This window comes from Pseudomonas arvensis (genome assembly GCF_056688935.1).
On the sequence record NZ_CP162038.1, the window covers coordinates 1,926,976 to 1,950,949 of the forward strand.

Below are 23,974 nucleotides of genomic sequence, written 5' to 3' on the forward strand. Positions count from 1 at the left end.
TCAGAACTCTAACTCCGCGCTGAAGTAGAGGACGTGGCGATGATCGTAAGTGTTGTCGGCCCAGGTGGTGGGCTGGTTGTCGAGACGTTGTTGCAGCATGCCGGCCAGCTCCACGTTGGCTTTGCCCAGGGCAATGCGCTTGGCCACCCGCAGGTCGACCCGTTCGAAGCGATATTGATTGAGTGCGTCGTCGCCATAGTAGAACAGCGCGCTCGACCAGCCCCGGCCCCATTCGCGCAACCAGCCGGCGGAGCCACTGTTGCGCGCCGTCTGGGCTTTGTCCCGTGGGTTGCTGGCGGTGGCGTCGACGTAAGCATAGGTCAGCCGCAAACGGTCGGCGTTGCTTACCCGCCAGTCGAACTGCGATTCGGCGCCGGTAAACCGCGAGCTGTTGGCGTTGCTGGCGATGTACTGGTTGTTGCGCAGGGGCGAGCTGATCATGTCGGTGATTTCGTCATAGAACAGTTTCACGTCCATGGTCAGCCCGATGTCGGCAAAGAACCCGTTGTAACCCAGTTCTCGCGAGCGCATCAGTTCTTTGTCGAGATTGCCCGGGCCACGGGTCTTCACGAAGTACTGCCCGGTGCTTTGCCCGTAGGCCGGGGAGCTGAGGTTGGTGACGCGGTAGCTCCAGTTGACGTTGTTCTCGAACATGTCCGGCGAACGGATCGCCTCGGAATACACCGCGCGCAGGCCGTGGCGCGGGTTGATCAAATAGTTGACCGCCACCCTTGGCGTCAGTGAGTGGCCGCTCAGGCGCGTGTCTTCGAACATGGCGCCGCCTTGCAGCAACCAATGCTCGCTGGCGCGCCATTCCAACTGGCCGAACAGGCGCCAAGTGGTGTCGTCCAGGGTGCCGTTGAAGTAGGTGTCGGAGTCGGCGCGGTCGTAGCGGTAGTTCATGCCGCTGACCAGGCGCAGGCTGTCGGACAGGCTGAGGGTGTCTTGGATTTCCAGGTCGTAACGGCTTTCGCGTGTGCTTTGGTTGATGTCACCGCACACGCTCTGGTTGGCGCCGTTGCGCCATTGATCCAACACCTGATTGGCCAAGGCTTGCTCGGCGGCACTGCCTGGCGGCGCGGAACCTTGGCTGTAGGTTTCCATGTGCCGGGCCAGCAATTCGGCGTAGTTGGGGTTGAGTTGCCACAACTGGGTCAGCTCGGGGCTGAACGAGACCTTGGCGTCGCAAGCCTTCCAGATTTGCTGGCGGTCCCACTGCTGCGCCGAACCTTGGACGTACAGGCTGTGTTCGGGGTTGAAGTCGATGTTCCAGCGAAGGGAGCCGGCGTAGTCCTTGGCCGTGACGTCGGAGTTATTACCGCCTTCGGTAATCCCGGCGAATACTGGTGTGTAGGTATACGGACGCTGATTGGTGCCTTCCTTGGCGTCCAGTTGCCAGTCGATGCTTTGCTGGGCGTTCAGCGTCTGACTCACTGCCAGGCTGAAGCGATTGAGTCGGCGGCTGTCACGGCGGTCGGCACCGGCAGCATCGCTGTCGAAGCCATCGTCCTGTTGTCCGGACAGCGACAGGCGCAAATCACCGGTTTCCCAGCCTACGCCCTGGCTGGCATAGAAATCGTTGATCCCGCGTTCGCCGCGAATCACCTTGACTCTTGATCCGTGGCTGTTGGCCGGTGAACGCGTAAGAATATTCACCACCGCCATCAGCGCATTGGCGCCGTAGCTGACGGTATTGGGGCCGCGGAACACTTCGATGCGCTCGATATCCTCCATGGCCACCGGTATGTCACTCCAGTCCACCGTGGCCAGGCCGGCGCGGTACACCGAGCGCCCGTCGATCAAGACCTGCATGCGTCGCGCATCGTTGGCGCTGGTGCCGTGGTAGTTCACCGCCGCCTGGTTGCCGGTGGTGTAGCCGACCATCATTCCCGGCACCAGGCGCAGCAGTTCGCTGATGTCCCGTGCGCCGCTGGCTTTGATCAGTTCGCTGTCGATCACGGTCATGCTGCCGGGCACGGCGGCGGCCGATTGCTTGAGGCGCGTGGCGGTCAAGACCTGCGGCAGCGGCTGGCTGTCAAGGAACAGATCGTCAGCCAGTACCGAGGTACTGCACAACAGCAGCAGCAATAGAGATGAGTGGGAAGGAGGGCCCAAAGACACGACACGGCCTTGATAATGACGGATAGCCGACCATGTTAACTGAGGCGGGGCCATTTGCCATTCGCCACACTTGCAATTACGTCACTCGTCCATGGCATTTTCCGACAGGCGCACGATTTGATTCGGGGGCTGGTCGCAAGCAGGTCGCCCCGTATAATGCCGCCATCGCCACTGGTATGGATTAACGGATTGCATATGACTGAACAGCGCCCTATTGCGGTCCTGGGAGGCGGAAGTTTTGGTACCGCCGTGGCAAACCTGCTGGCCGAGAACGGTCACGCGGTGCGCCAGTGGATGCGCGATCCCGAGCAGGCCGAGGCCATTCGCGTGCATCGGGAGAACCCTCGTTACCTCAAAGGCATCAAGATTCATCCGGCGGTCGAGCCGGTCACCGATCTGCTGGCCACCCTGACGGACTGCGACCTGTGTTTTGTCGCGCTGCCCTCCAGCGCCTTGCGCTCTGTGTTGGCGCCCCATGCCGAACGTCTGGCGGGCAAGATGCTGGTCAGCCTGACCAAGGGCATCGAGGCGCAGACCTTCAAGTTGATGAGCGAAATCCTTGAAGAAATTGCCCCTCAGGCACGCATCGGCGTGTTGTCCGGGCCGAACCTGGCGCGGGAAGTCGCCGAGCACGCGCTGACCGCCACCGTGGTCGCCAGCGAAGACGAAGCCCTGTGCGAGCGCGTCCAGGCGGTGCTGCATGGTCGTACTTTCCGTGTGTATGCCAGTAGCGATCGTTTCGGCGTCGAGTTGGGCGGTGCGCTCAAGAACGTCTACGCGATCATCGCCGGCATGGCGGTGGCCCTGGGCATGGGCGAAAACACCAAGAGCATGCTGATCACCCGCGCTTTGGCCGAGATGACGCGCTTTGCGGTGAATCAGGGTGCCAACCCGATGACCTTCCTCGGTCTCGCAGGCGTGGGCGACCTGATCGTCACGTGCTCGTCGCCGAAAAGCCGTAACTACCAAGTAGGTTTCGCCCTGGGCCAAGGCTTGAGCCTGGAAGACGCGGTGACGCGCCTGGGCGAAGTGGCCGAAGGCGTCAACACCCTCAAGGTACTCAAGGCGAAGGCCCAGGAGGTGGGCGTGTACATGCCACTGGTCGCGGGGCTGCACGCGATTCTGTTCGAGGGGCGCACCTTGAACCAGGTCATCGAGTTGCTGATGCGCGCCGAGCCGAAAACCGATGTCGACTTTATTTCCACCAGTGGTTTCAACTGAGGAACGCGTCATGAACGATCCGAAAGCAGCTCCCAAGTACGAATCCATTGTCCTGCGCATCCTGTGGATGCTGGTGTTTGCCCTGGTGTGGCAAGTCGCGCAGTTCATTCTCGGCGCGCTGGTCGTGGTGCAATTGATCTATCGCTTGATCTACGGCGCACCGAACCTGGGCCTGATGAATTTTGGCGACAGCCTCAGCCAGTTCCTCGCCCAGATCGGCCGCTTCGGCAGCTTCCATAGCGAGCAGAAGCCTTGGCCCTTCGCCGACTGGCCAACCCCGCGCGCGCCCGAGGGCGAAGCCGCCCATAGCGTGCCCCCGGCGCCGCACCCAGTGCGCGATGAAGAGCCAAAACTGTGAAGTTGTGGATTCTGCGCCACGGCGAGGCCGAAGGGCATGCGCGTACGGATGCCGAACGCAACCTCACTGAACATGGCCGTGGCGAAGTGTTGCGCAGTGCTGAGCATCTGATTGGCCAGCCGCTCAGCGCCATTATCGCCAGCCCCTACGTGCGGGCGCAGCAAACCGCGCAACTGGTACGCGAGGCGTTGGGGTTTGAACCAGAAATCCGCACGGTGCCTTGGCTGACGCCGGAGGGCAATCCACTGCAGGTGCTGGAAAAGCTCGACACGGATGACAACGTGCTGCTGGTCAGTCATCAACCCTTGGTCGGCAGCTTGATCAGCTACTTGCAGCACGGCCACCTACGCCAGCCAGAACCGATGCACACCGCCAGCCTGGCGGAACTGGAGGGCGACTTCCCATTGACGGGACTGATGAGCCTGGTGAGTGTGAAGAACCCGTAGGCTATATCGCTGCTTTATCCCTGCGGGGTGTAAACGGCTGTGCGGCGTCGATTTTGAAACGAGCGTTCCGATGCGATTGTGTGGCAGGATTAGGGTCGTAATAAAACCAACAAGGACAATCGCATGAGCCTGTGGCGCAACCCACCGAATATAGAACAACTCAACGCCAGCCAGAAAAACACCATCGGTGAACTGCTGGATATCCGCTTTGAAAGCTTCGACGACGAATCCCTGACCGCCAGCATGGTGGTCGATCACCGTACCCATCAGCCTTACGGGCTGCTGCACGGCGGCGCTTCGGTGGTGCTGGCAGAAAGCGTCGGCTCCATGGCGGCTTACCTGTGCATCGACGGGAGCAAGTTCTATTGCGTAGGCCTGGAGATCAACGCCAATCACCTGCGCGGTGTGCGCAGCGGACGAGTGACGGCGGTGGCCAAGGCGATCCATATCGGGCGCACCACGCAGGTGTGGGACATCCGTCTGACCACCGAAGATGGCAAGGTCAACTGCGTTTCCCGCTTGACCATGGCCGTGGTGCCGCTGGGCGAGAACCCGCCGCCGCGATAGGTGTGGCGTGAGTGTCACCATTCCTGGCAGTTACAGTCATTGCTGTGCTGCCCGGGCATGGTGACAATCAATCTCTGTTTTTATAGAGGGGCCGGTATGTCGCAGCACGTGTTTTTTGCCCACGCCAATGGCTTTCCTTCGGCCACCTACGGCAAGCTGTTTGCCGCCCTGGCCCCGGAATACACAGTGGCTCACCTGCCACAGCACGGTCACGACCCCAGGTTTCCGGTGGATGATAACTGGCAGAACCTGGTCGACGAGTTGATCCACCACCTGGAACAGCAGCCGGAACCGGTGTGGGGTGTGGGCCACTCCCTGGGCGGCGTGTTGCATCTGCACGCGGCCATGCGCTGCCCGCAGCTGTATCGCGGTGTGGTGATGCTCGATTCTCCGGTATTGACGCGTGCGGACCGCTGGGTGATCCGCGCCGCCAAGCGCTTCGGTTTTATCGACCGCCTGACCCCGGCCGGCCGCACCCTGGGCCGTCGTGAAGAGTTCACTGACCTCGACGCAGCGCGCAGCTATTTTGCCGGTAAGACCCTGTTCCGTGGCTTCGACCCGGAGTGCTTCGACGCTTACCTGCAACATGGTCTGTATCAAGCGGGTGACCGACTGCGCCTGCGCTTCGACCCGGCCACCGAAATCAGCATCTACCGTGGCGTGCCCCACACCAGCCCCGGTCAGGTGCGCCAGTTGAAGGTGCCGCTGGCGGTGGTGCGCGGTCGCCAGAGCCGGGTGGTGATGCGTCACCATGCCAGCGGGGTCGACCGTCTGCCCATGGGCGAAATGCTCACCATGCCCGGCGGCCACATGTTCCCCCTCGAACGCCCCCAGGACACTGCGACCTTGATCAAGACCCTGTTTGCCCGCTGGGAAGCCCGTGAGCGCAGTTGCGCATGAGCGCGCCGGTCGAAGAAGTGCGCCTGAGCCTGCCCCATATCGAGTTGGCGGCCCACCTGTTTGGTCCCGAAGACGGTTTGCCGGTGATTGCCCTGCATGGCTGGCTGGACAACGCCAACAGTTTTGCGCGCCTGGCGCCCAAGCTCACGGGCTTGCGTATCGTGGCGCTGGACATGGCCGGCCATGGGCATTCGGCGCACCGTCCTACGGGTGCCGGTTATGCGTTGTGGGATTACGTCCACGATGTACTGCAAGTCGCTGAGCAACTGGGCTGGAAACGTTTTGCATTACTTGGCCACTCCCTCGGTGCCATCGTTTCTCTGGTGCTGGCCGGCGCCATGCCGGAGCGGGTGACTCACCTGGGATTGATCGACGGCGTGATCCCACCCACCGCCAGTGGCGAGAACGCTGCCGAGCGCCTGGGCATGGCCTTGCAGGCGCAATTGAACCTGCAGGACAAGCGTAAGCCGGTCTACAGCACCTTGGACCGAGCGGTCGAAGCGCGCATGAAAGGCTTGGTGGCCGTCAGCCGTGAAGCCGCCGAGCTGCTGGCCCAGCGCGGTTTGATGCCGGTGCCGGGTGGTTACACCTGGCGTTCGGACAGTCGCCTGACACTGGCTTCACCGATTCGTCTGACCGATGAGCAGGCGATGGCCTTCGTGCGGCGTGTGGGATGCCCTACGCAGTTGGTGGTCGCCGCTGACGGCATGTTGGCGAAACATCCTGAATTGCTTTCCCAGCTACCCTTTACGGTAACCACACTGCCAGGCGGCCATCATTTGCACTTGAATGATGAGCCGGGTGCGGTCCTTGTTGCAGACTGTTTCAATCGGTTCTTCTCCGCGCCTTGACTTGGGGCGGTCAACTGCCGAGGCTGGGCGGATTGAAAGGGAGTCAACCATGAATGTTTTCAACACCGCTGTGACCTCCAATGGCCAGGGCTCGTTGAGCTTATGAGCGTGCGTAACGGCTGTATCCGTATCCTCGGGCTGAGCCTGCTCAGCCCACTGGTGTTCGCCGCCGACGTACCGGGAAGCCAGGACCTGCCCGCCGTGGCCCGGCAGGTCGACGCACAAATCGTCGATTACCGCCCCGCTGAAGAAAAAGAACGCATCTACCCCATGGGCGCGATCCGCAAGATCAGCGGCCAACTGCGCTATGAAGGCCAGGCCATCGCCCGAGGCCAAGCCACGGTGATTACCTACGAACTGCCCGCCGAACACAGCTCCGACGCTGCATTTACCTCTACCCGCGAAGCCTTGCAGGCCAAGGGCGCGCAACTGTTGTTCTGGTGCAAGGCCCGCGACTGTGGTGAAAGCAGCCTGTGGGCCAACGAGATCTTCGGCAACGCCAAGCTGGTCGGCGCCGATGGCCAGCAGGAATACCTGCTGCTGCGTCTGGCGGCCCCGCAGGACAATTCCCTGGTGGCGCTGTACGGCATCACCCGAGGCAACCGCCGTGCCTATCTGCACGTAGAGCAACTGGACGCCAGCGCGCCGCTGGGCGACCTGTTGCCCACCTCGGCCACCCTGTTGCGCGAGTTGAAGAGCACCGGCGAACTGGACCTTCCAGCGCTGGGCGCCGAGCCCAGTGACACCTGGCTGACGCTGATCTCCCGTGGCTTGAACCTCGACACTACCTTGCGTGTCAGCCTGTCCGGGCCCACTGCCGAAGCCTGGCGCCAGGCCCTGGTCGACAAGGGTGTGCGCGCTGCGCGCCTGGAAACCGGTACCGGTGAAACCAAAGGCCTGCACCTGCATCTGATACGCTGACCGCCTATAAGGCGAACGGACCCGAGCCGTTCGCCTAAGCTTACTTCCTACAGCCTTTTTTCCGAGATACCCCATGCTCAATAACGATCGCCTGCTGGTGCAAATCCTGCTGCTGGTGCTGTTTGGTGCCAGTTTCTGGGTGATGGCGCCGTTCTGGTCGGCGCTGTTCTGGGGCGCGGTGCTGGCGTTTGCCAGTTGGCCGTTGATGGTGCTGCTGACGCGCTGGCTGGGTGGCCGTGAATCCCTGGCCGCTGGCATCCTGACCCTGGGCTGGATGCTGTTGGTGGCGGTGCCGCTGGTGTGGCTGGGGTTCAACCTGGCGGACCATGTGCGTGATGCGGTGGCGTTGATCAAGGATGTCCAGGTCGACGGGCTGCCCGAGGCGCCAACCTGGCTGGGCTCAATCCCCTTTTTGGGGGAGCGCCTGGTCGGGATGTGGAACAGCATCGACGAGCAGGGCGCCGCGCTGATGGTCAGCATCAAGCCGTACCTGGGCCAGGTGGGCAACTGGCTGTTGGCGCGCAGCGCGCAGATCGGCGGCGGTATCCTTGAGCTGACCCTGAGCCTGGTGTTCGTGTTCTTTTTCTATCGCGACGGGCCACGGTTGGCGATGTTCGTCCATCGGCTGCTCGAACGCTTGATCGGTGAGCGTGCCGGTTATTACATCGAATTGGTCGCGGGGACCGTGCAACGGGTCGTCAACGGCGTGATCGGCACCGCCGCTGCCCAGGCCGTGCTGGCGCTGATCGGCTTCTGGATTGCCGGAGTGCCTGGCGCGCTGGTGCTCGGCATCGTGACCTTCCTGCTCAGCCTGATTCCCATGGGGCCGCCGTTGGTGTGGATCCCGGCCACGGCGTGGCTGGCCTGGAAGGGCGATTACACCTACGCGGTGTTCCTGGGCGTGTGGGGGACGTTCATCATCAGTGGCGTGGACAACGTGCTCAAGCCGTACCTGATCAGCCGTGGCGGCAATCTGCCGCTGGTGATTGTGTTGCTCGGGGTGTTCGGCGGCTTGATCGCGTTTGGTTTTATCGGTCTGTTTATCGGCCCGACCCTGTTGGCCGTGGCGTACAGCCTGTTGATGGATTGGAGCGCAACCCAGGCTCAAGGGCGACGCGAAGACAAACCTCTCTAAGCCCGGGGCAGCCACATCACGGCGGTCAAACCGCCGCCTGGGGTTTCCTCCAGGCTCAGGCGACCGCCGAGGCGCTCAGCGGCGTCCTTGGAAATCGTCATGCCCAGGCCGACGCCACCGGAATTGCGGTTGCGTGAGCCTTCCAGGCGGAAGAAGGGCTCGAATACGGCTTCGCGCTGATCGGCCGCGATTCCCGGGCCGTGGTCGATCACGCGGATGATCAGGGCTTCACGGCTATCCTCCAGTTCAACCCGCGCCGTGCCGGCATAGCGCAAGGCGTTGTCGATCAAGTTGTTCAAGCACGAGCGCAGGGCCATCGGTTGCACCTGTAACGGCACGCAAGTGCCGGCGAACTGCACGTCGCAGCCCTGGTCCTGGGCGTTTTCACTCAGTGACTCCACCAGCGCCCGCACATCCAGCCAATGTCGGGTTTCGCTGGTGCGCTGCTCGTGCAGGTAGCTCAGGGTGGCATCAAGCATGCCGATCATGTCGTCCAGGTCCTGGCGCATCTGGCCCTGCAGCCTGGTGTCGTCGATCTGCTCCAGGCGGAGCTTGAGGCGTGACAGCGGAGTGCGCAGGTCGTGGGAGACGGCGCCGAGCATGCGTGCACGTTGGCTGACTTGTTCGCGGATACGGCGTTGCATCAGGTTGAAAGTCGATGCCGCTTTGCGCGCTTCCTGCGGCCCGGACTCATCCAGCGGCGGGCTGTCGAGGTCCAGGCTCAGGCGTTCGGCGGCTTCGCTCAGGCGCTGGATCGGTCGGCTCAGCAGCTTGGCGCCATACCAGGCGGCGATGATCAGGCAGATGAACTGGAACGTCAGTGGGACTACCGGGCCGCCAAACCACGGGCGACGATGTTCCTTATGCACCGGCATCAAAGTACCGTCCGGTTCCTCGACAAACGTTTCCTGAGGCGGCGGCGGGGGAGGGCCGTAATAACGGAACCAAGAAATCGCCAGTACATGTGCCAGCACAATCGCCACCAGCAACACGCCGAACAGCCGACCGAACAGCGTATTGAAGGGGGTACGCATTAGCCGATATCCCGCGCGTCAAACAGGTAGCCTTCGCCGCGCACGGTCTTGATCAACTGCGGCGCCTTGGGATCATCCCCCAGTTTCTGACGCAGGCGCGAGACCAGCAAATCGATGCTGCGATCAAACGCTTCAATGGACCGACCACGGGCGGCATCCAGCAACTGCTCGCGGCTCAACACCCGGCGCGGGCGCTCGATAAACACCCACAACAGACGGAACTCGGCGTTGGACAGCGGCACTACGAGGCCATCGTCCGCCACCAGTTGGCGCAGCACGCTGTTGAGGCGCCAGTTGTCGAAGCGGATATTGGCGCGCTGCTCGGTGCGGTCATCGCGTACGCGGCGCAGGATGGTCTGGATACGTGCCACCAGTTCGCGTGGTTCGAACGGCTTGGACATGTAGTCGTCGGCGCCCAGCTCCAGGCCGATGATGCGGTCGGTGGGCTCGCAGCGGGCGGTGAGCATCAGGATCGGAATATCCGAATCCGAGCGCAGCCAGCGGCACAGCGACAGGCCGTCTTCGCCCGGCAGCATCAGGTCGAGCACCACCACGTCAAAGGTTTCGGCTTGCATCGCCTGGCGCATTGCGGCGCCGTCGGTGACGCCAGTGGCGAGAATATTGAAGCGTGCCAGGTAGTCGATCAGCAGTTCGCGAATCGGCACATCGTCGTCGACGATCAGCGCACGGGTGTTCCAGCGCTTGTCATCGGCGGCCACCGCGCCTTTTTGCTCGTCGTTCACAGGGACAAAAGGGGTATGCATAATGCGATCATCTGCCTGGTTGTTGCGGTCAGCATAGGCGCCCAGCCCCATGGCTGGAAGTGCTGGTCGGAGGGTCGTGCGGGCGAGGCTAGCGGCGGGGCGTGTTGGGGGCATGTCGTGAATGTATCAGCTTTGAAACATTTGCCCGAAAGGCCCGTGAAATGGCGGTTGGTCAGTATTTACCGATCATCGGATCCCGCAACGCCGCTGCTTGCGCTACAATCCGCGCCGATTTCGACTTGCCTGAGAGCCCATTCCAATGTCCGTCTGCCAGACTCCTATCATCGTCGCCCTGGATTACCCCACCCGTGACGCCGCACTGAAGCTGGCTGACCAGTTGGACCCCGCGCTTTGCCGGGTCAAGGTCGGCAAGGAACTGTTCACCAACTGCGCCGCAGAAATCGTCGGCACCCTGCGTGACAAAGGCTTCGAAGTGTTCCTCGACCTGAAATTCCACGATATCCCGAATACCACCGCCATGGCGGTCAAGGCCGCCGCCGAAATGGGCGTGTGGATGGTCAACGTGCACTGCTCCGGCGGCCTGCGCATGATGACGGCCTGCCGCGAAGTGCTGGAACAGCGCAGCGGCCCTAAACCGCTGCTGATCGGCGTGACCGTGCTGACCAGCATGGAGCGCGAAGACCTGGCCGGTATCGGCCTGGACATCGAGCCTCAGGAGCAGGTGCTGCGTCTGGCCGCGTTGGCCCAGAAGGCCGGCCTCGACGGCCTGGTGTGTTCGGCCCTGGAAGCCCAGGCGCTGAAAACCGCCCACCCGTCGCTGCAATTGGTGACCCCGGGGATCCGCCCGGCGGGCAGTGCCCAGGATGACCAGCGCCGTATCCTGACGCCGCGCCAGGCACTGGATGCGGGTTCCGATTACCTGGTAATCGGCCGTCCGATCAGCCAGGCGGCGGATCCGGCCAAGGCGTTGGCGGCGGTTGTTGCCGAGATCGCCTGATCCCTGACGCTGTGAGAACCCCATGTGGGAGCAAGCTTGCCCCCGATGGCCCTGCGCATCGCAGGCAAGCCAGCTCCCACATTGGTTTTGCGCTGTATCAGCTGACCTTCAGAACCAACTTCCCAAAGTTCTCGCCGTTGAACAGCTTCATCAACGTCTCCGGGAACGTCTCCAGCCCCTCGACAATATCTTCCTTGCTCTTGAGCTTGCCCTGAGCCATCCAGCCGGCCATTTCCTGCCCGGCGGCGGCAAAATTCGCCGCGTGATCCATCACCACAAAGCCTTCCATCCGCGCGCGATTGACCAGCAGTGACAGGTAGTTCGCCGGGCCTTTCACCGCTTCCTTATTGTTGTACTGGCTGATGGCGCCACAGATCACCACGCGAGCCTTCAACGCCAGGCGGCTGAGTACTGCGTCGAGGATGTCGCCGCCGACGTTATCGAAATACACATCCACGCCCTTCGGGCATTCGCGCTTGAGAGCGGCGGGTACGTCTTCGTTCTTGTAATCGATGGCCGCGTCAAAACCCAATTCGTCCACCAGGAACTTGCACTTGTCGGCGCCACCGGCGATGCCGACCACGCGGCACCCTTTAAGCTTGGCGATCTGCCCGGCAATACTGCCTACGGCGCCGGCTGCGCCTGAGATCACCACGGTGTCACCCGACTTGGGCGCGCCGGTGTCCAGCAGCGCGAAGTAGGCCGTCATGCCGGTCATGCCCAGTGCAGAAAGGTAGCGGGGCAGCGGGGCAAGCTTAGGGTCGACGGTGTAGAAGCCGCGGGGCTCGCCGAGGAAATAATCCTGCACGCCCAAGGCGCCGTTCACGTAGTCCCCGACCGCGAATTTCGGGTTGTTCGAAGCAATCACCTTGCCCACGCCGAGTGCGCGCATCACCTCGCCGATGCCGACGGGCGGAATGTAGGACTTGCCCTCATTCATCCAGCCGCGCATGGCTGGGTCGAGGGACAAGTATTCATTGCGTACCAGCACGTGCCCGTCCTGGGGCGTGCCCACCGGCACTTCCTGATAGGTGAAGGTGTCCCGCGTGGCCGCGCCGACCGGGCGTTTGGCGAGCAGGAATTGGCGGTTGGTCTGGGCGGTCATGGCAGGGACTCTTTAAAAAGTGGAGCATGAGTGATAGACCTTGAACGGCTTGGGGGCAAGGCTGGCTTTGGGTGCGAATGCTGCTCGATAGGCTGCGTTGATAGTGCGCCCGGTGTCGTTATCACTGGTGCGCATGCTGCCCTAACCGGGCTTTTGATAGTGCTGACGCGTCCGGCGTGCTGTTGGCTAGACTCGTCCCACGGCTATTTCTCCCATAGGACATCCCCCATGAGCATGACGTTTTCTGGCCAGGTCGCCCTGGTGACCGGCGCCGCCGCCGGTATTGGTCGCGCTACCGCGCTGGCGTTCGCCGCCGAAGGCTTGAAGGTTGTGGTTGCCGACCTGGATGTGGCGGGCGGCGAGGGAACCGTCGCGCTGATCCACCAGGCCGGTGGCGAGGCACTGTTTGTGCGCTGCAACGTCACGCAGGAGACGGATGTTCAGCAGTTGATGGCGCAGACCGTCAGCGCTTATGGCCGCCTGGACTACGCCTTTAATAACGCCGGCATCGAGATTGAGAAGGGCAAGCTGGCTGACGGCAGCCTGGATGAGTTCGACGCCATCATGGGCGTCAACGTCAAAGGCGTATGGCTGTGCATGAAGTACCAGTTGCCGCTGCTGCTGGCACAGGGTGGCGGCGCTATCGTCAACACCGCGTCGGTCGCGGGGCTTGGCGCGGCGCCGAAGATGAGCATCTACGCGGCCTCCAAGCATGCGGTGATCGGCCTGACCAAATCGGCGGCCATCGAGTACGCCAAGAAGAAAATCCGCGTCAACGCCGTCTGCCCCGCAGTGATCGACACCGACATGTTCCGCCGTGCCTATGAAGCCGACCCCCGCAAGGCCGAATTCGCCGCCGCCATGCACCCGGTCGGACGTATCGGCAAGGTCGAGGAAATCGCCAGCGCCGTGCTTTACCTGTGCAGCGACGGAGCGGCGTTCACCACCGGCCACGCCTTGGCCGTGGACGGTGGCGCGACGGCGATCTAGGACCTTGCGTCGGCCCCCATTCGAAATAGGCTGGGGCGCTGTGGGGCGTTTCCAGAGCTGGCACAACGCCGCGACCGAATATGTGTCATTAGGTAAATAACCCAATAAAATCAATACTTTAATAAATTTATGCGCCCGGCAATCAACCGCTTCTGTGCTTAACTCTTTGGGTTGATAACAGACAGTTGAAGTGAGTGGCTCATGGATTTAGGGATCGATCGACAAGCCCTTGTACCGGTGGTGCAGCAAATCGTCAGTGCAGTGGCGCAATGGATTCGCAAGGACGGGATCAGCCCCGGCACGCGCTTGCCGTCCATCCGCCAGTTGGCCCTGGATAACCTGCTCAGCCAATCCAGCGTGATCGAAGCACTCGAACGGATGGTCGCGCAGGGGGTGCTGGCGCCCCGGCAGGGCTCGGGATTTGTGGTGGCCCAGCCGGGGGATTCCCACGAAGGCAATTGGTATGAGGGGGCGGAGCGCGAATGGGGCAGCTTTGCCGACAACCCGCTGGGCGAGTTGAAACTGGGCTGCGGCTGGTTACCCGATGCCTGGCGCGAGAGCGATGACATCAGTTATGCGATTCGTGAAGTCACCCGTACCGACACTGCAGGCCTGTTCAACTACAGCACGCCGTTGGGGCTGCCCGCGTTGCGTGAGCAACTGCTCAAGCGTCTGACGCAGATTCATATCGCTTCCAGCGTGGACCGCATCCTCACGACCGCAGGCGCGGGCCATGCCCAGGACTTGCTGATACGCACGCTGCTCAAGGCAGGCGATTGCGTGGTGGTGGAAACACCGGGGTACGGCAACCTCTATCAGCAACTGGTGTTCCAGGGCGTGCAACTGCTGGAGGTGCCGCGTATACAGGGCGGTCCCGATCTCTCGGTCCTGGAAGCCTTGCTGCAGCAACATCGGCCCAAGTGCCTGTTCATCCACAGCGTTCATCACAACCCTACGGGTACGAGTTTGTGCCGCGAGGTGGCCGAGCGCCTGCTGGAGCTGGCTCACCGCGAAAACTTCCTGATCATTGAGGAAGACGTCTACGGTGACCTGCAACATGCCAGTTGCGTGCGGCTCGCGGCGTTGCCCCATGATGATCGGGTGATCTACGTCGCGAGTTTCTCCAAGACCTTGAGCAGTGCGTTGCGCGTGGGGTATCTGAGTGCCAGTTCGGCGATCATCGCGCAACTGGCCAGCCTCAAGACCTTGACCGGGTTCGGCACCTCGCGGTTCGCCGAGGCAGTGGTGGCCACGCTGCTGGCCAATGGCACCTATCGTAAATGGGTACAGCGCCTGCGCAAGCGACTGGGTACCGAAATGAAGGCCACCCTGCAAGTGCTGGAAGACGAAGAATGGGAGGTGTTCGCGGTGCCCGCCGGGGGCATGTTCCTGTGGGCGCGACCGGGAGAGGTGCAGCCTTCGCTGTTGCAGATGTGTGCCCGGCGGCTAGGGGTGTTGTTGTCTCCTGGGGCGTTGTTCAGCCCGACGGCGCAGGCCAGCGAGTGGCTGCGCATCAATGTGGCCTATGCAACTGATCCGCGGGCCTTGGCGTTGTTCAGTGCCATGGGACCCGCCAGATCGACCTCGATCATTCTGAAAACGACGAGCGTGTAGCTTTTTGCCATTATTGTGGCGCCAGCGTCTTGTGTTCAGTGCCTTGTGGTTGCGAATCTCGCTGCATGTCAATCGGGCTTGATGGCATCTGCCATTGCAAGAGGATTCAAGTGCAATGATTTCAGGCGTGCAACGACGTTTCGCCAACCTCGGTATGGCGAAAAAACTGGGCTTGGGCTTTATGCTGGTGCTGCTGCTGACCGCGTTGGTGGCGGCCATTGGCGTGTGGTCCCTGCAGACCGTTGGCCAGCGTTTCGAAGGGCTCAAGGCCATGTCGTCGCTCAATAGCGGCTTGCTCAAGGTGCGCCTGATCGAGCAGGACTACGCGCTGCACGCCGACCCCAAGGCGGTCGACGCGCTGCATGAAAGCGTCGACGCCTTGGCAGCCCAGGCCGCCTCCCTCAAGGTCCAGTCTGCGGCGAACGTGCCGGTGATGACCGATGTCGAGCAGGCACTGGCCGCTTACCGCAAAGCGTTCGATGAGTTTGTCGAACTGACCCAGACCAAGGATCTGGCGCTGGAAATGGCCAGTTGGTCGGTGTCCAGCGTGGCGAATAACCTTGATGTGTTGCAGGCCGGCCTTGCGGACGATGGGGCTTATGGCCTCAAGCAAAGCCAGGGCAAGGAGGGCGCCGAGTTTATCGAGCAGGCCGGACAGGTCAGCCAGGTATCGCGCTTGATGTTGCAAGCCATGAACGAAGCCCATGTGCGCCTTGACCAGAGCCGCAAAGGGGACGCCGAGGACGCCGAGCAAGGCAAGATCGAGCAGGCCGACCAGGCCTTGGCTCAGGTCGAACAGCTGAAAACCTCGGTCAAGGACTCCGGATACCAGACAGTGCTCAATGAAGTCTCCGGGCACATTGCTGCGTTCAGCGAGAAGCTGGGTGAGTACACCGGCCTGCTGGCGCAGGAAAAAGTGGTCTACAAACAACTGCATGACCGGGCGGCCCTGGTGGTCAGCCGGGTCAATCAGGCCTATGACGCCGAAGACCTGTCGATGCAGGCACAACTGAAAAAAAGCGCACTGTTGATCATCGGCTCGTCGGCCCTGGCCTTGCTGGTGGGGCTGATTGCCGCATGGGTGATTACCCGTTTGATCGTCGCGCCGCTGCGCAGTGTGATTGCGGTGGCGCAGCAGATTGCCGCTGGGGATCTGAGCGGGCGCATGGAGGTCAGTCGTCGTGATGAGATCGGCCAGTTGATGCAGGCCATGCAACAGATGGGCAACGGCCTGAGCCAGATGGTCAGCGGCCTGCAGGCCGGAATCGAGCAATTGGCCAGCTCGGCGCAGACGCTCTCAAGCGTCACCGAGCAAACCAATGTCGAGGTCAGCAGCCAGAAGGAAGAAACCGAGCAGGTGGCCACCGCGATGAACCAGATGACCGCCACGGTGCACGACGTGGCGCGCAACGCCGAAGAGGCCGCGCAAGCCGCGCAGACGGCGGATGACAAGGTCGACAGTGGGCAGCAAGTGGTGCGCCAGAGTCTGCAGCGCATCGAGTTGCTGGCCACTTCCAGCACCAGTGCCAGTGCGAGCATCGAGAGCCTCAGTGCCGAAATCCAGAACATCGGCACCGTGCTGGGCGTGATCAAAAGCGTGGCGGAACAGACCAACCTGCTGGCCCTGAACGCGGCGATCGAAGCCGCGCGCGCAGGTGAACAGGGCCGTGGCTTTGCGGTAGTGGCCGATGAGGTGCGGGCGCTCGCCAAGCGTACCCAGCAATCAACCGAAGAAATCGAGCGGTTGGTCAGCACTTTGCGCAGCGCGGCGCAATCCTCGGTGCAGCAGATCCAGCAAAGCGGCGAGCTGGTCAAACTGGCGGTCAGCGATGCCCTGGAAACCGAAAGTGCCCTGGGCAGTATCGCGGGCGCGGTGTCGTTGATCCAGCAGATGAACCAGCAGATCGCCGCTGCGGCCGAGGAGCAAAGCTCAGTGGCCGAAGAGATCAACCGCAGCGTCACCAGTATCCGGGCGAGTGCTGATCAGTCGGCGTTGAGCATGCAGGGCAACGCGGCGTCGAGCATCCAGCTGGCGCAGTTGGGGGCGGAGCTCAAGGGGATGGTGGGGCATTTCCGCCTTTGACCGCAGTGCAGAGGCTGCGATCAAAGGGGAGGGCGATCAGCGTGGTTGGCGAGAAAGGTCAGCAGCGCTTCGTTGACGAAGTCCGGGTTTTCGCGGCTGGAGATATGCCCGGCGTCTGGAATCAACGTCAGGGCACAGCCAATCAGTTCGGCCATTTCGTTGGATTCGGTGGGTGGGCGGGGTTTGTCCTGCTCGCCGCACATCACCAGGGTGGTGTCAGCGTCCAGGTCCGACAGCTGTTCCAGCACGTCGTCGCGGCTGAAGATCAACCGACCCAAGGGCACGATGCTCTGCAGCAGGCGGTCTCGGGAAAAAGCTTGCAGCGACGCGCGAAAGTCCTGGTAGAGCGCTGATTTGCGGTCGATCTCCGGGCGGAAGAAGATCGGCGCGATCACATCCAGCAACGGCTCGGGAATCGCGCCGGCGTCTTCAATCATCTTGAACAGCGAGAAGTAATACTGGCGCGTAGCCTCGGGCTCTGCGCCGAGGTAGGTGTCCAGGAGCACCAGGCTATTGATGCGCTCGGGCGCCTTCAACGCCAGGCGCGCACCCCACATTCCGCCGACCGAGAGGCCCACCAGGTTGATCTGCGTAATATCCAAGTGATCCAGCAGGGCCAGGTTCTGGTGCGCGAGGTCGTCGAGGGAGCGAGTCTGCGTGGGTAGTTGGCCCGATTCACCGTGGCCCCAGAGTTCGGGCACGATCACACGGTACTGTTGCGACAGGGCTTCGATCTGCGGCGCCCACATGCCGCGGTCCCACAGGTAGCTGGAGCCGAGCAGGACGGCCGGGCCGGTGCCCTGGTCGAGATAATGCAGTGGATGTCCATCAATGACGGCGATAGGCATAGCAGGCCTCTGACTTCACGGAGTGAGGGGCACTTTTTTACGCTAGTCGGCGGGTGGAGGATAGGTGCCAGGGTGATGGCACCTATTGTTTCGCGAGCATCAGTCGTAGATGACTTTCTTCTTCCACTCGGCGTCGGCTTCGACTTCTTTCATGCCTTCGGTCAATTCGCTGACTTCTTCTACCGCCTGTTGGCTGTTAGCCAGCACCGTGGAGTTGGCGCGGGCCAGTTGGCCTTCCAGTTGTTGCAACTGGGCGCTGTAGAGCACCGGCTCCGGCTGCTTGCGCAGGTACTGCACGCCACGTTCGAAAGCCAGTCGTGCCTGGCCTGGTTGGCCTTGCTGCAGCGCGTGCTGGCCGAGATTGTTGAAGAATTCGATGTGCAGCAGCACCAGGATATGGCGGATTTCCTTGATCCAGTGCTTGGCTTCGTTGGAGGGCAGGAAGCCATCCTGGGCCGCGCGCGTTACCTGGCCGTGCAGGGCTTCGAGCAGGAAACGCACGTCCTTGGCCTTGGCTTCGGTCTGGATCGGTGCCGGCGGGTTGTTTACCGGGATGGATTCGCCCTGGGCCACCAAGGTGTTCAGCTCGGTGATGCGCGCCTTGATCGGTGCACTGGTCTTGTTGAGATTCAACAACCGCTGGTTGACGTTGAGCTCCAGGCGGGTCAACAACAGTTTGAGCGCCGGCGTCATCAGTTGGCCTGGGAATGTTTCGGTGATCTCACCGCAACGGCGCAGGCGATCGTTAAGCTCGATCTGGGTGCGCTGCTTTTCCAGCTTGTTGTTTTCCACCACGTGGTTCATGTAGCCAATGGCGATCAGTATTGCGATCCCGGCTATTACCAGCAGGGTGATCATGAGTGGTGTCACCGGTGTGACCTCTTTATAGGGTTTGCAGTGGAGTGTAGTGACTGAGCCGGCTATCGGATAGGTCTGATCGACCAGTTGCCCAGGTAGTTTCTTCTATATAGATACGCGCTCCCTGCGTGAATGCACATTGCCATCATTTGCCAGGGCGAACTATAGCGTCTTGTCGGGTGCCAGAATATAGGCGTCAAGGTGCGGACAGGCAGAATGCCCGCAAGCGCCGGTAAACGCGGGCGAAGTCATTGATTTTAATAAATTTATCCTTGGGGGTTGACGACCTCCCAATCCATCCATAGAATGCGCGCCACTTAAAGCGTAAAGCACACAGCGAAACGCGATGAGTAGTGAATGTTGTACGTGTGTCCCCTTCGTCTAGTGGCCTAGGACACCGCCCTTTCACGGCGGTAACAGGGGTTCGAGTCCCCTAGGGGACGCCATATGCGGGAATAGCTCAGTTGGTAGAGCACGACCTTGCCAAGGTCGGGGTCGCGAGTTCGAGTCTCGTTTCCCGCTCCAATTTACAAACAGTGTGGCTTTAGGGCGGCACTGAGTGAAACCAGGACCCCATCCTCGGATGCGGCCTCTGGGCACTGAAGCACACACCATGTGTTTCAGTAGCGTGTCCCCTTCGTCTAGTGGCCTAGGACACCGCCCTTTCACGGCGGTAACAGGGGTTCGAGTCCCCTAGGGGACGCCATTTGCGGGAATAGCTCAGTTGGTAGAGCACGACCTTGCCAAGGTCGGGGTCGCGAGTTCGAGTCTCGTTTCCCGCTCCATTTTAAGCAGTGTGGCCTTCGGGCGGCGCTGAGTGAAACCAGGGCCTCATCTTCGGATTCGGCCTCTGGGCACTGAAATACACACCATGTGTTTCAGTAGCGTGTCCCCTTCGTCTAGTGGCCTAGGACACCGCCCTTTCACGGCGGTAACAGGGGTTCGAGTCCCCTAGGGGACGCCATTTGCGGGAATAGCTCAGTTGGTAGAGCACGACCTTGCCAAGGTCGGGGTCGCGAGTTCGAGTCTCGTTTCCCGCTCCATATTCAAGAAAAAAGCCACTCAATCGAGTGGCTTTTTTTTGCCTGGGATTTGAGCAACACCCTGAAGTGAGGGGCCAACGCCCGCCTGGCGGCGGGCGCGAACGCGGGTCAGAGCGTGGGCAGTTGGCCGATGCGGCCCATCATTTCGGTGACGATTTGCAAGTCCAGCAAGAACTGGTCGACCGTCTTGAACTCGTTGTCGGTATGCCCGGTGTATTTCACTTCCGGGCGCGCGAGGCCAAACTGTACACCGTTCGGCAGCTCGTGGACCGAGGTGGCGCCGGCCGAAGTACCGAATTTATGTTCCATGCCCAGGTTTTCGCTGGCGACCGCGAGCAAGGCCTTCACCCATTCACCTTCCGGGTTGCGGAACATCGGCTCGGCCACCGAGTAGGTGAAGTCCACGTTGACCTTGGTCTTCTTGTCCCAGGCGCTCAGTTTCTCGGCGATCTCAGCCTTGAGTTTCTCCGGGGATTTGCCCTTCGGCACCCGCAGGTTGACCGCCAGCTTGAAGGTGTTGTCGTCCAGCCCGACAAAGGTCAGCGACGTGGTCAGCGGCCCCATGAAATCATCGGAGAAGCCCACGCCCAATTTGCCACCCAGGTAATCCAGGCCCCAATTGTCGGACGCATACCGTGCAGCGTCGGTGATGTGGTTGTGCTTGAGGGCAATCTTGCCGTCGACGCTGTGGATCAGCTCCAGCATGCGCGCCACCGGGTTGATACCGGCCTCCGGCTCGGAGGAGTGCGCCGACACGCCGGTGACGGTCAGTTTGACATCCTTGCCCACGACCTTGGCGCTCACCTCAAAATCACCACCGTTGCGCTTGGCGTATGCCGTGCCGGCGTTTTGCAGGCTGGCTGCCAATTCGGCAGGTTTTTCGCTGACGAACGTGGCCACCGACGCCGACGGAATCTGGTTGGTGGCCATGCCGCCGGTCATTGCGATGATTTCTGCGCCTTTGCCTTCCCCTTTACGGCGCGGGAAAGTGGCCATGACGGTGCCATAACCTTTTTCGGCAATCACCACCGGATAGCCGCCGTCCAGCGCCAGGTTGTATTGCGGCGTCGGGTTGCGTTCGAAGTAGTAAGGGATTGCGTCGCCGGAGGTTTCTTCAGTGGTGTCCACCAGCAGCTTGAAATTACGCGCCAACGGCAGCTTTTCTTCCTTGATCACCTTCATGGCATACATCGCTACCACGATGCCGTTTTTATCATCCTCGGTGCCGCGGCCATACATGCGGTCGCCGATCAGCGTGACCTTGAAGGGATCGAGGTGGGTGCCGTCCTTCAATACCCAGTTTTCCGGTGTCACCGGCACCACGTCGGCGTGAGCGTGGATACCCACTACCTCGTCGCCGCTGCCTGCCAGGGAGATTTCATACACGCGGTTGTCGACGTTACGGAAATTCAGGTCAAAGCTCTCGGCCAGGGCCTGGATCTTGTCGGCAATCCGAATGAATTCCGGGTTCTTGTATTGCGGCACACCGTCCACGTTGAAGGTCGGGATTTCCACCAGTTCGCGCAGGGTGTCGAGGGCGGCTTTGCCGTACTTCACTCGGGTGTAAATGCCCAGCAAGCGATGGATGTCGTTCTGCTGGTCGGCGGTCAGGGCCTGGTTGTCGAGGAAGGCGCTGATGGCCGGGCCCACGTCAGCGGTTTTACCCAGGTCGCCCTTGGCCAGGGTGCTGAGGAAACCACGAAAATCGGTAACTGACGTTTCGTTGAAACCCTTCAGAATTGCCGTGCTTTGCTCCGGCGTAATGTTGGCAAAAACGGCGGAGCTCATCACCGAAAGGCTCGCCGCGAGCAAGGTCGCAGCTGCCAATTGCTTGAGGGGAAAGTGCATGGTTAGAGGCATTCCTTTGCAAAGGGAGAGTAGGGGGTTTCTGATCAATGTGTCAGAAACATTTCCACACACTAACACTGCAAAGGTGTGCCAGGGAGGCCAAAAAGAGGCTTATCTAAAAACTCGATAGCACCCTCGAATGCGCACGTTGCAGCGCTGTAACCTGCGGTTTAGAGGCGTCTCTGGGCGCAGCGCTCGAAGAATCGTCGCGGTTTAGTCCAGGCTGTACCGCACCGACAGCGCGCCCTTTTTTTCCGACAGGGCCAGGATAGTTACCTCACCCAGCTCGCCAAGTGTTTGCACATGGGTACCGCCGCAAGCGTAGGTGGGCAGCTCGCCGAAGCCCACCTCGCGGGTGCCGTCATCCAGGGCCATATGGCGCGGATAATCTGCGGCGATCCATTGGTTGATCCGCTGCTGGAGGGTCTCGGCGTCAATGGCTTGCGCGCTTTCGCCACGGATAAAAGTGATCTTGCCTTCGCCCGGCCAGTGGTGCGCCTTGATCGGCATCCAGCCCAGGGTTTCGCCGGCGTTGCCGATCAAATGTCCGGCGGAATGCAGGCGTGTGTGCAGGGTACGGCGTGGTTCATCGACCCGCGCGGTGATGGGACCCACAGCTACAGGTTGGTTGACATAGTGCACTACGCGATCAGCTTCCTGAGTGACGCGCAGGACCTGAGCATCACCGAGCCAGCCCGTGTCGAACGGCTGGCCACCGCCCTGGGGATGGAAAATCGTCGACTGTAAAATGACCGCAAACTGGTCGTCGCAGTGCGTGCAACTCAGTACTTCAAGCTCGGCACTGAGGTGATCGTGGGTGAAAAACAGGCGCTCGGTCATCTTCTACATCCGCATCAGGGTTCTGCGGGCAGTATAAATAGTGCTTGGATAGGTGATAATCCGCTCAAATATCAATGGACCTGTGCGTCATGAGCATCAATCTTCCGTTACCGCTGCTGGGGGAAATGGCGATTTTCGTCAAGGTGGTAGAGACCGGCAGCTTCTCCGGAGCGGCACGGCAATTGAGCGTTTCGCCCTCGGCGGTGAGTCGCAGTATTTCGCGCCTGGAAAAGGCCCTGGCTACCCGGTTGCTGCAACGCACCACGCGCAAACTGCGCTTGAGCGAAGGCGGTGAAGAGGTGTTCAAGCGCTGCCAGGAGATGGTCAGCGCAGCGCGTTCGGTGATGGAAATAAGTGGCCAATTCACCCATGAGGCCGAGGGGCTGGTGCGGGTCAGTGTGCCTAAGGCGGTGGGGCGGTTTGTGGTGCACCCACATATGCCGGAGTTTCTGCGGCGGTATCCCAAGGTGGATGTGCAGTTGATCCTAGAGGACCGGCAGGTAGACATGATCGATGACAATGTTGATCTGAGCATTCGCATCACCGACAGCCCGCCGCCGGGGCTGGTGGGGCGGCAGCTATTGCCGATTGAGCATTTGCTGTGTGCTACGCCGCAGTACCTGGCCAATCACGGTATGCCGGAGCATCCCCACGATTTGCTGGAACACAGCTGCATTTACCTTGGCGAAACCCCCGGCGACTCGCGTTGGAAATTCCGACAGGACGGTAAGGCAGTGACCGTCGGCGTGCACGGGCGTTATGCAGCGAATCACACCGGCGTGCGGCTGGATGCGGTGTTGCAACATGTGGGGATTGGCAGCCTGCCGTTCTTTACGGCGCGCCATGCGCTGGAGGAGGGGCGTTTGGTACAGGTGTTGCCAGGGTGGGATTTTATTGCGTCCTACCATGGCGAGGCGTGGTTGCTGCATTCGCCCACGCGCTACCTGCCGCCGAAGCTGCGGGTGTTTATTGATTATCTGGTGGAGTGTATGGCGAAGGAGCCGACATTGCGTCGGCCCTCTGGTACGGCTGGCTGATCAGTGCTTGCTCTGATCCTGGGGCATGGCCAGCAGTTGCTTTTCCTGGTTCCAGTCGAACGGCTCGTCGTTCTGTTCGGCCTCATAACGACGTTCTTCCAGAGCCTGGTACAGGTCCAGCTCTTCGTCGGGCATAAAATGCAGGCAATCGCCGCCGAAGAACCACAGCAGATCGCGTGGCACCAGGTGGGCAATTTGCGGGTAGCGCAGAATGACTTGGCTCATCAGGTCCTGGCCCAGGTATTGGCTTTCGATCGGGTCAATCGGCAGCAGGGCGCGCAGTTCGTCGAAGCGCTCCAGGAACAGGGTGTGGCTTTCCTCGGGCACCTGTTCGGCTTCGCCGACGGCAACCAGGATGCTGCGCAGGTGGTCGAGCAAGACGAGATGATCGGCAACGACGTTGGACACGAGATAAGTCCTCTAAAGCAAAAA

Annotated in this window: 22 protein-coding genes, 6 tRNA genes and 1 pseudogene; 20 read left to right on the plus strand and 9 right to left on the minus strand. The window is 61.3% G+C overall.

The genetic code is table 11. From position 1 onward, the window contains the following. Complete coding sequence (locus AB3G88_RS08885) at nucleotides 1-2,121, minus strand: TonB-dependent receptor plug domain-containing protein (RefSeq protein WP_112194338.1); 2,121 nt, start codon at nucleotides 2,119-2,121, stop codon at nucleotides 1-3. A gap of 195 nt (nucleotides 2,122-2,316) precedes the next feature. Here AB3G88_RS08885 and AB3G88_RS08890 point away from each other — a divergent pair, with 195 nt between their 5' ends. The 8 genes from AB3G88_RS08890 to AB3G88_RS08925 all read left to right on the plus strand — a co-directional run bounded on the left by AB3G88_RS08890 (nucleotide 2,317) and on the right by AB3G88_RS08925 (nucleotide 8,520). Continuing rightward, on the plus strand, nucleotides 2,317-3,342 hold the full coding sequence (locus AB3G88_RS08890; RefSeq protein ID WP_032889192.1) for an NAD(P)H-dependent glycerol-3-phosphate dehydrogenase: 1,026 nt from the start codon (nucleotides 2,317-2,319) through the stop codon (nucleotides 3,340-3,342). Between the two features lie 10 nt (nucleotides 3,343-3,352). Then, the gene (locus tag AB3G88_RS08895) at nucleotides 3,353-3,700 is read left to right on the plus strand and encodes a DUF4389 domain-containing protein (protein ID WP_029292722.1); all 348 of its coding nucleotides are present in this window, start codon (nucleotides 3,353-3,355) and stop codon (nucleotides 3,698-3,700) included. Next, a complete protein-coding gene (sixA, locus tag AB3G88_RS08900) occupies nucleotides 3,697-4,146 on the plus strand; it encodes a phosphohistidine phosphatase SixA (protein ID WP_400524968.1) in 450 nt (149 codons plus the stop codon). The genes AB3G88_RS08895 and sixA overlap by 4 nt, the downstream gene beginning before the upstream one ends. Nucleotides 4,147-4,269: 123 nt before the next feature. Next, nucleotides 4,270-4,713 (plus strand): hotdog fold thioesterase, encoded by a 444-nt coding sequence (locus tag AB3G88_RS08905; protein WP_158877350.1) that lies wholly within the window; start codon nucleotides 4,270-4,272, stop codon nucleotides 4,711-4,713. 96 nt (nucleotides 4,714-4,809) lie between these two features. Continuing rightward, the gene (locus AB3G88_RS08910) at nucleotides 4,810-5,613 is read left to right on the plus strand and encodes an alpha/beta fold hydrolase (RefSeq protein WP_099586725.1); all 804 of its coding nucleotides are present in this window, start codon (nucleotides 4,810-4,812) and stop codon (nucleotides 5,611-5,613) included. Next, nucleotides 5,610-6,464 carry an alpha/beta hydrolase gene (locus tag AB3G88_RS08915; RefSeq protein ID WP_099586724.1) on the plus strand — a complete coding sequence of 285 codons (855 nt, stop codon included), beginning with the start codon at nucleotides 5,610-5,612 and terminating at the stop codon, nucleotides 6,462-6,464. Before AB3G88_RS08910 ends, AB3G88_RS08915 begins: the two co-directional genes overlap by 4 nt. Nucleotides 6,465-6,566: 102 nt before the next feature. Next, nucleotides 6,567-7,385, plus strand: a complete 819-nt coding sequence (locus tag AB3G88_RS08920) for a DUF4892 domain-containing protein (RefSeq protein WP_480453720.1) — start codon at nucleotides 6,567-6,569, stop codon at nucleotides 7,383-7,385. Nucleotides 7,386-7,458: 73 nt separating this feature from the next. Next, nucleotides 7,459-8,520 carry an AI-2E family transporter gene (locus AB3G88_RS08925; RefSeq protein ID WP_480453722.1) on the plus strand — a complete coding sequence of 354 codons (1,062 nt, stop codon included), beginning with the start codon at nucleotides 7,459-7,461 and terminating at the stop codon, nucleotides 8,518-8,520. On the opposite strand, the gene AB3G88_RS08930 is transcribed toward AB3G88_RS08925, so the two are convergent. Together AB3G88_RS08930 and AB3G88_RS08935 are read right to left on the minus strand one after the other, a co-directional pair. Beyond that, complete coding sequence (locus AB3G88_RS08930; RefSeq protein ID WP_480453724.1) at nucleotides 8,517-9,554, minus strand: sensor histidine kinase; 1,038 nt, start codon at nucleotides 9,552-9,554, stop codon at nucleotides 8,517-8,519. The genes AB3G88_RS08925 and AB3G88_RS08930 overlap by 4 nt on opposite strands. Further along, nucleotides 9,554-10,318 (minus strand): response regulator, encoded by a 765-nt coding sequence (locus AB3G88_RS08935; RefSeq protein WP_112196932.1) that lies wholly within the window; start codon nucleotides 10,316-10,318, stop codon nucleotides 9,554-9,556. The genes AB3G88_RS08930 and AB3G88_RS08935 overlap by 1 nt, the downstream gene beginning before the upstream one ends. A gap of 259 nt (nucleotides 10,319-10,577) precedes the next feature. Here AB3G88_RS08935 and pyrF point away from each other — a divergent pair, with 259 nt between their 5' ends. Beyond that, nucleotides 10,578-11,276 carry an orotidine-5'-phosphate decarboxylase gene (gene pyrF, locus AB3G88_RS08940; RefSeq protein WP_480453726.1) on the plus strand — a complete coding sequence of 233 codons (699 nt, stop codon included), beginning with the start codon at nucleotides 10,578-10,580 and terminating at the stop codon, nucleotides 11,274-11,276. Between the two features lie 97 nt (nucleotides 11,277-11,373). On the opposite strand, the gene AB3G88_RS08945 is transcribed toward pyrF, so the two are convergent. Then, nucleotides 11,374-12,381: an NADP-dependent oxidoreductase gene (locus tag AB3G88_RS08945; RefSeq protein ID WP_480453727.1), complete on the minus strand. Its 1,008-nt coding sequence runs from the start codon at nucleotides 12,379-12,381 to the stop codon at nucleotides 11,374-11,376. A gap of 228 nt (nucleotides 12,382-12,609) precedes the next feature. On the opposite strand from AB3G88_RS08945, the gene AB3G88_RS08950 reads away from it, so the two are divergent. From AB3G88_RS08950 to AB3G88_RS08965, 4 genes and pseudogenes are all read left to right on the plus strand, one after another. Then, complete coding sequence (locus AB3G88_RS08950; RefSeq protein WP_158877356.1) at nucleotides 12,610-13,371, plus strand: SDR family oxidoreductase; 762 nt, start codon at nucleotides 12,610-12,612, stop codon at nucleotides 13,369-13,371. A gap of 201 nt (nucleotides 13,372-13,572) precedes the next feature. Beyond that, nucleotides 13,573-14,985, plus strand: coding sequence for an aminotransferase-like domain-containing protein (locus tag AB3G88_RS08955; protein ID WP_480453728.1), 1,413 nt, complete (start codon nucleotides 13,573-13,575; stop codon nucleotides 14,983-14,985). Nucleotides 14,986-15,982: 997 nt separating this feature from the next. Beyond that, nucleotides 15,983-16,210, plus strand: a pseudogene (locus AB3G88_RS08960) (HAMP domain-containing protein); the annotation flags it as partial. Between the two features lie 15 nt (nucleotides 16,211-16,225). Next, on the plus strand, nucleotides 16,226-17,068 hold the full coding sequence (locus AB3G88_RS08965) for a methyl-accepting chemotaxis protein (RefSeq protein WP_371926548.1): 843 nt from the start codon (nucleotides 16,226-16,228) through the stop codon (nucleotides 17,066-17,068). A gap of 20 nt (nucleotides 17,069-17,088) precedes the next feature. On the opposite strand, the gene AB3G88_RS08970 is transcribed toward AB3G88_RS08965, so the two are convergent. Beyond that, nucleotides 17,089-17,916, minus strand: coding sequence for an alpha/beta fold hydrolase (locus tag AB3G88_RS08970; RefSeq protein WP_480453729.1), 828 nt, complete (start codon nucleotides 17,914-17,916; stop codon nucleotides 17,089-17,091). Between the two features lie 99 nt (nucleotides 17,917-18,015). Further along, nucleotides 18,016-18,786, minus strand: a complete 771-nt coding sequence (locus AB3G88_RS08975) for a hypothetical protein (RefSeq protein ID WP_099586714.1) — start codon at nucleotides 18,784-18,786, stop codon at nucleotides 18,016-18,018. A gap of 358 nt (nucleotides 18,787-19,144) precedes the next feature. Here AB3G88_RS08975 and AB3G88_RS08980 point away from each other — a divergent pair. The 6 genes from AB3G88_RS08980 to AB3G88_RS09005 all read left to right on the plus strand — a co-directional run bounded on the left by AB3G88_RS08980 (nucleotide 19,145) and on the right by AB3G88_RS09005 (nucleotide 19,817). Next, nucleotides 19,145-19,220 (plus strand) — tRNA-Glu (locus AB3G88_RS08980). Nucleotides 19,221-19,223: 3 nt separating this feature from the next. Then, a tRNA-Gly gene (locus AB3G88_RS08985) sits at nucleotides 19,224-19,299 on the plus strand. A gap of 105 nt (nucleotides 19,300-19,404) precedes the next feature. Next, nucleotides 19,405-19,480, plus strand: a tRNA-Glu gene (locus AB3G88_RS08990). Between the two features lie 3 nt (nucleotides 19,481-19,483). Further along, nucleotides 19,484-19,559: transfer RNA gene (locus tag AB3G88_RS08995), tRNA-Gly, on the plus strand. 103 nt (nucleotides 19,560-19,662) lie between these two features. Further along, nucleotides 19,663-19,738: transfer RNA gene (locus tag AB3G88_RS09000), tRNA-Glu, on the plus strand. A 3-nt stretch (nucleotides 19,739-19,741) separates the two neighbouring features. Beyond that, a tRNA-Gly gene (locus AB3G88_RS09005) sits at nucleotides 19,742-19,817 on the plus strand. A gap of 108 nt (nucleotides 19,818-19,925) precedes the next feature. On the opposite strand, the gene AB3G88_RS09010 is transcribed toward AB3G88_RS09005, so the two are convergent. Both AB3G88_RS09010 and AB3G88_RS09015 read right to left on the minus strand, forming a co-directional pair. Next, entirely contained in the window at nucleotides 19,926-21,665 is a 1,740-nt protein-coding gene (locus AB3G88_RS09010; protein ID WP_480453730.1) for a dipeptidase, read from the minus strand. Nucleotides 21,666-21,878: 213 nt separating this feature from the next. After that, nucleotides 21,879-22,505 carry an alanyl-tRNA editing protein gene (locus AB3G88_RS09015; RefSeq protein WP_191960404.1) on the minus strand — a complete coding sequence of 209 codons (627 nt, stop codon included), beginning with the start codon at nucleotides 22,503-22,505 and terminating at the stop codon, nucleotides 21,879-21,881. Nucleotides 22,506-22,594: 89 nt separating this feature from the next. Here AB3G88_RS09015 and AB3G88_RS09020 point away from each other — a divergent pair, with 89 nt between their 5' ends. After that, the gene (locus tag AB3G88_RS09020; RefSeq protein ID WP_480453732.1) at nucleotides 22,595-23,542 is read left to right on the plus strand and encodes a LysR family transcriptional regulator; all 948 of its coding nucleotides are present in this window, start codon (nucleotides 22,595-22,597) and stop codon (nucleotides 23,540-23,542) included. On the opposite strand, the gene AB3G88_RS09025 is transcribed toward AB3G88_RS09020, so the two are convergent. Then, entirely contained in the window at nucleotides 23,543-23,950 is a 408-nt protein-coding gene (locus AB3G88_RS09025; protein ID WP_078732357.1) for a PA2817 family protein, read from the minus strand. Between the last annotated feature and the right edge of the window lie 24 nt (nucleotides 23,951-23,974).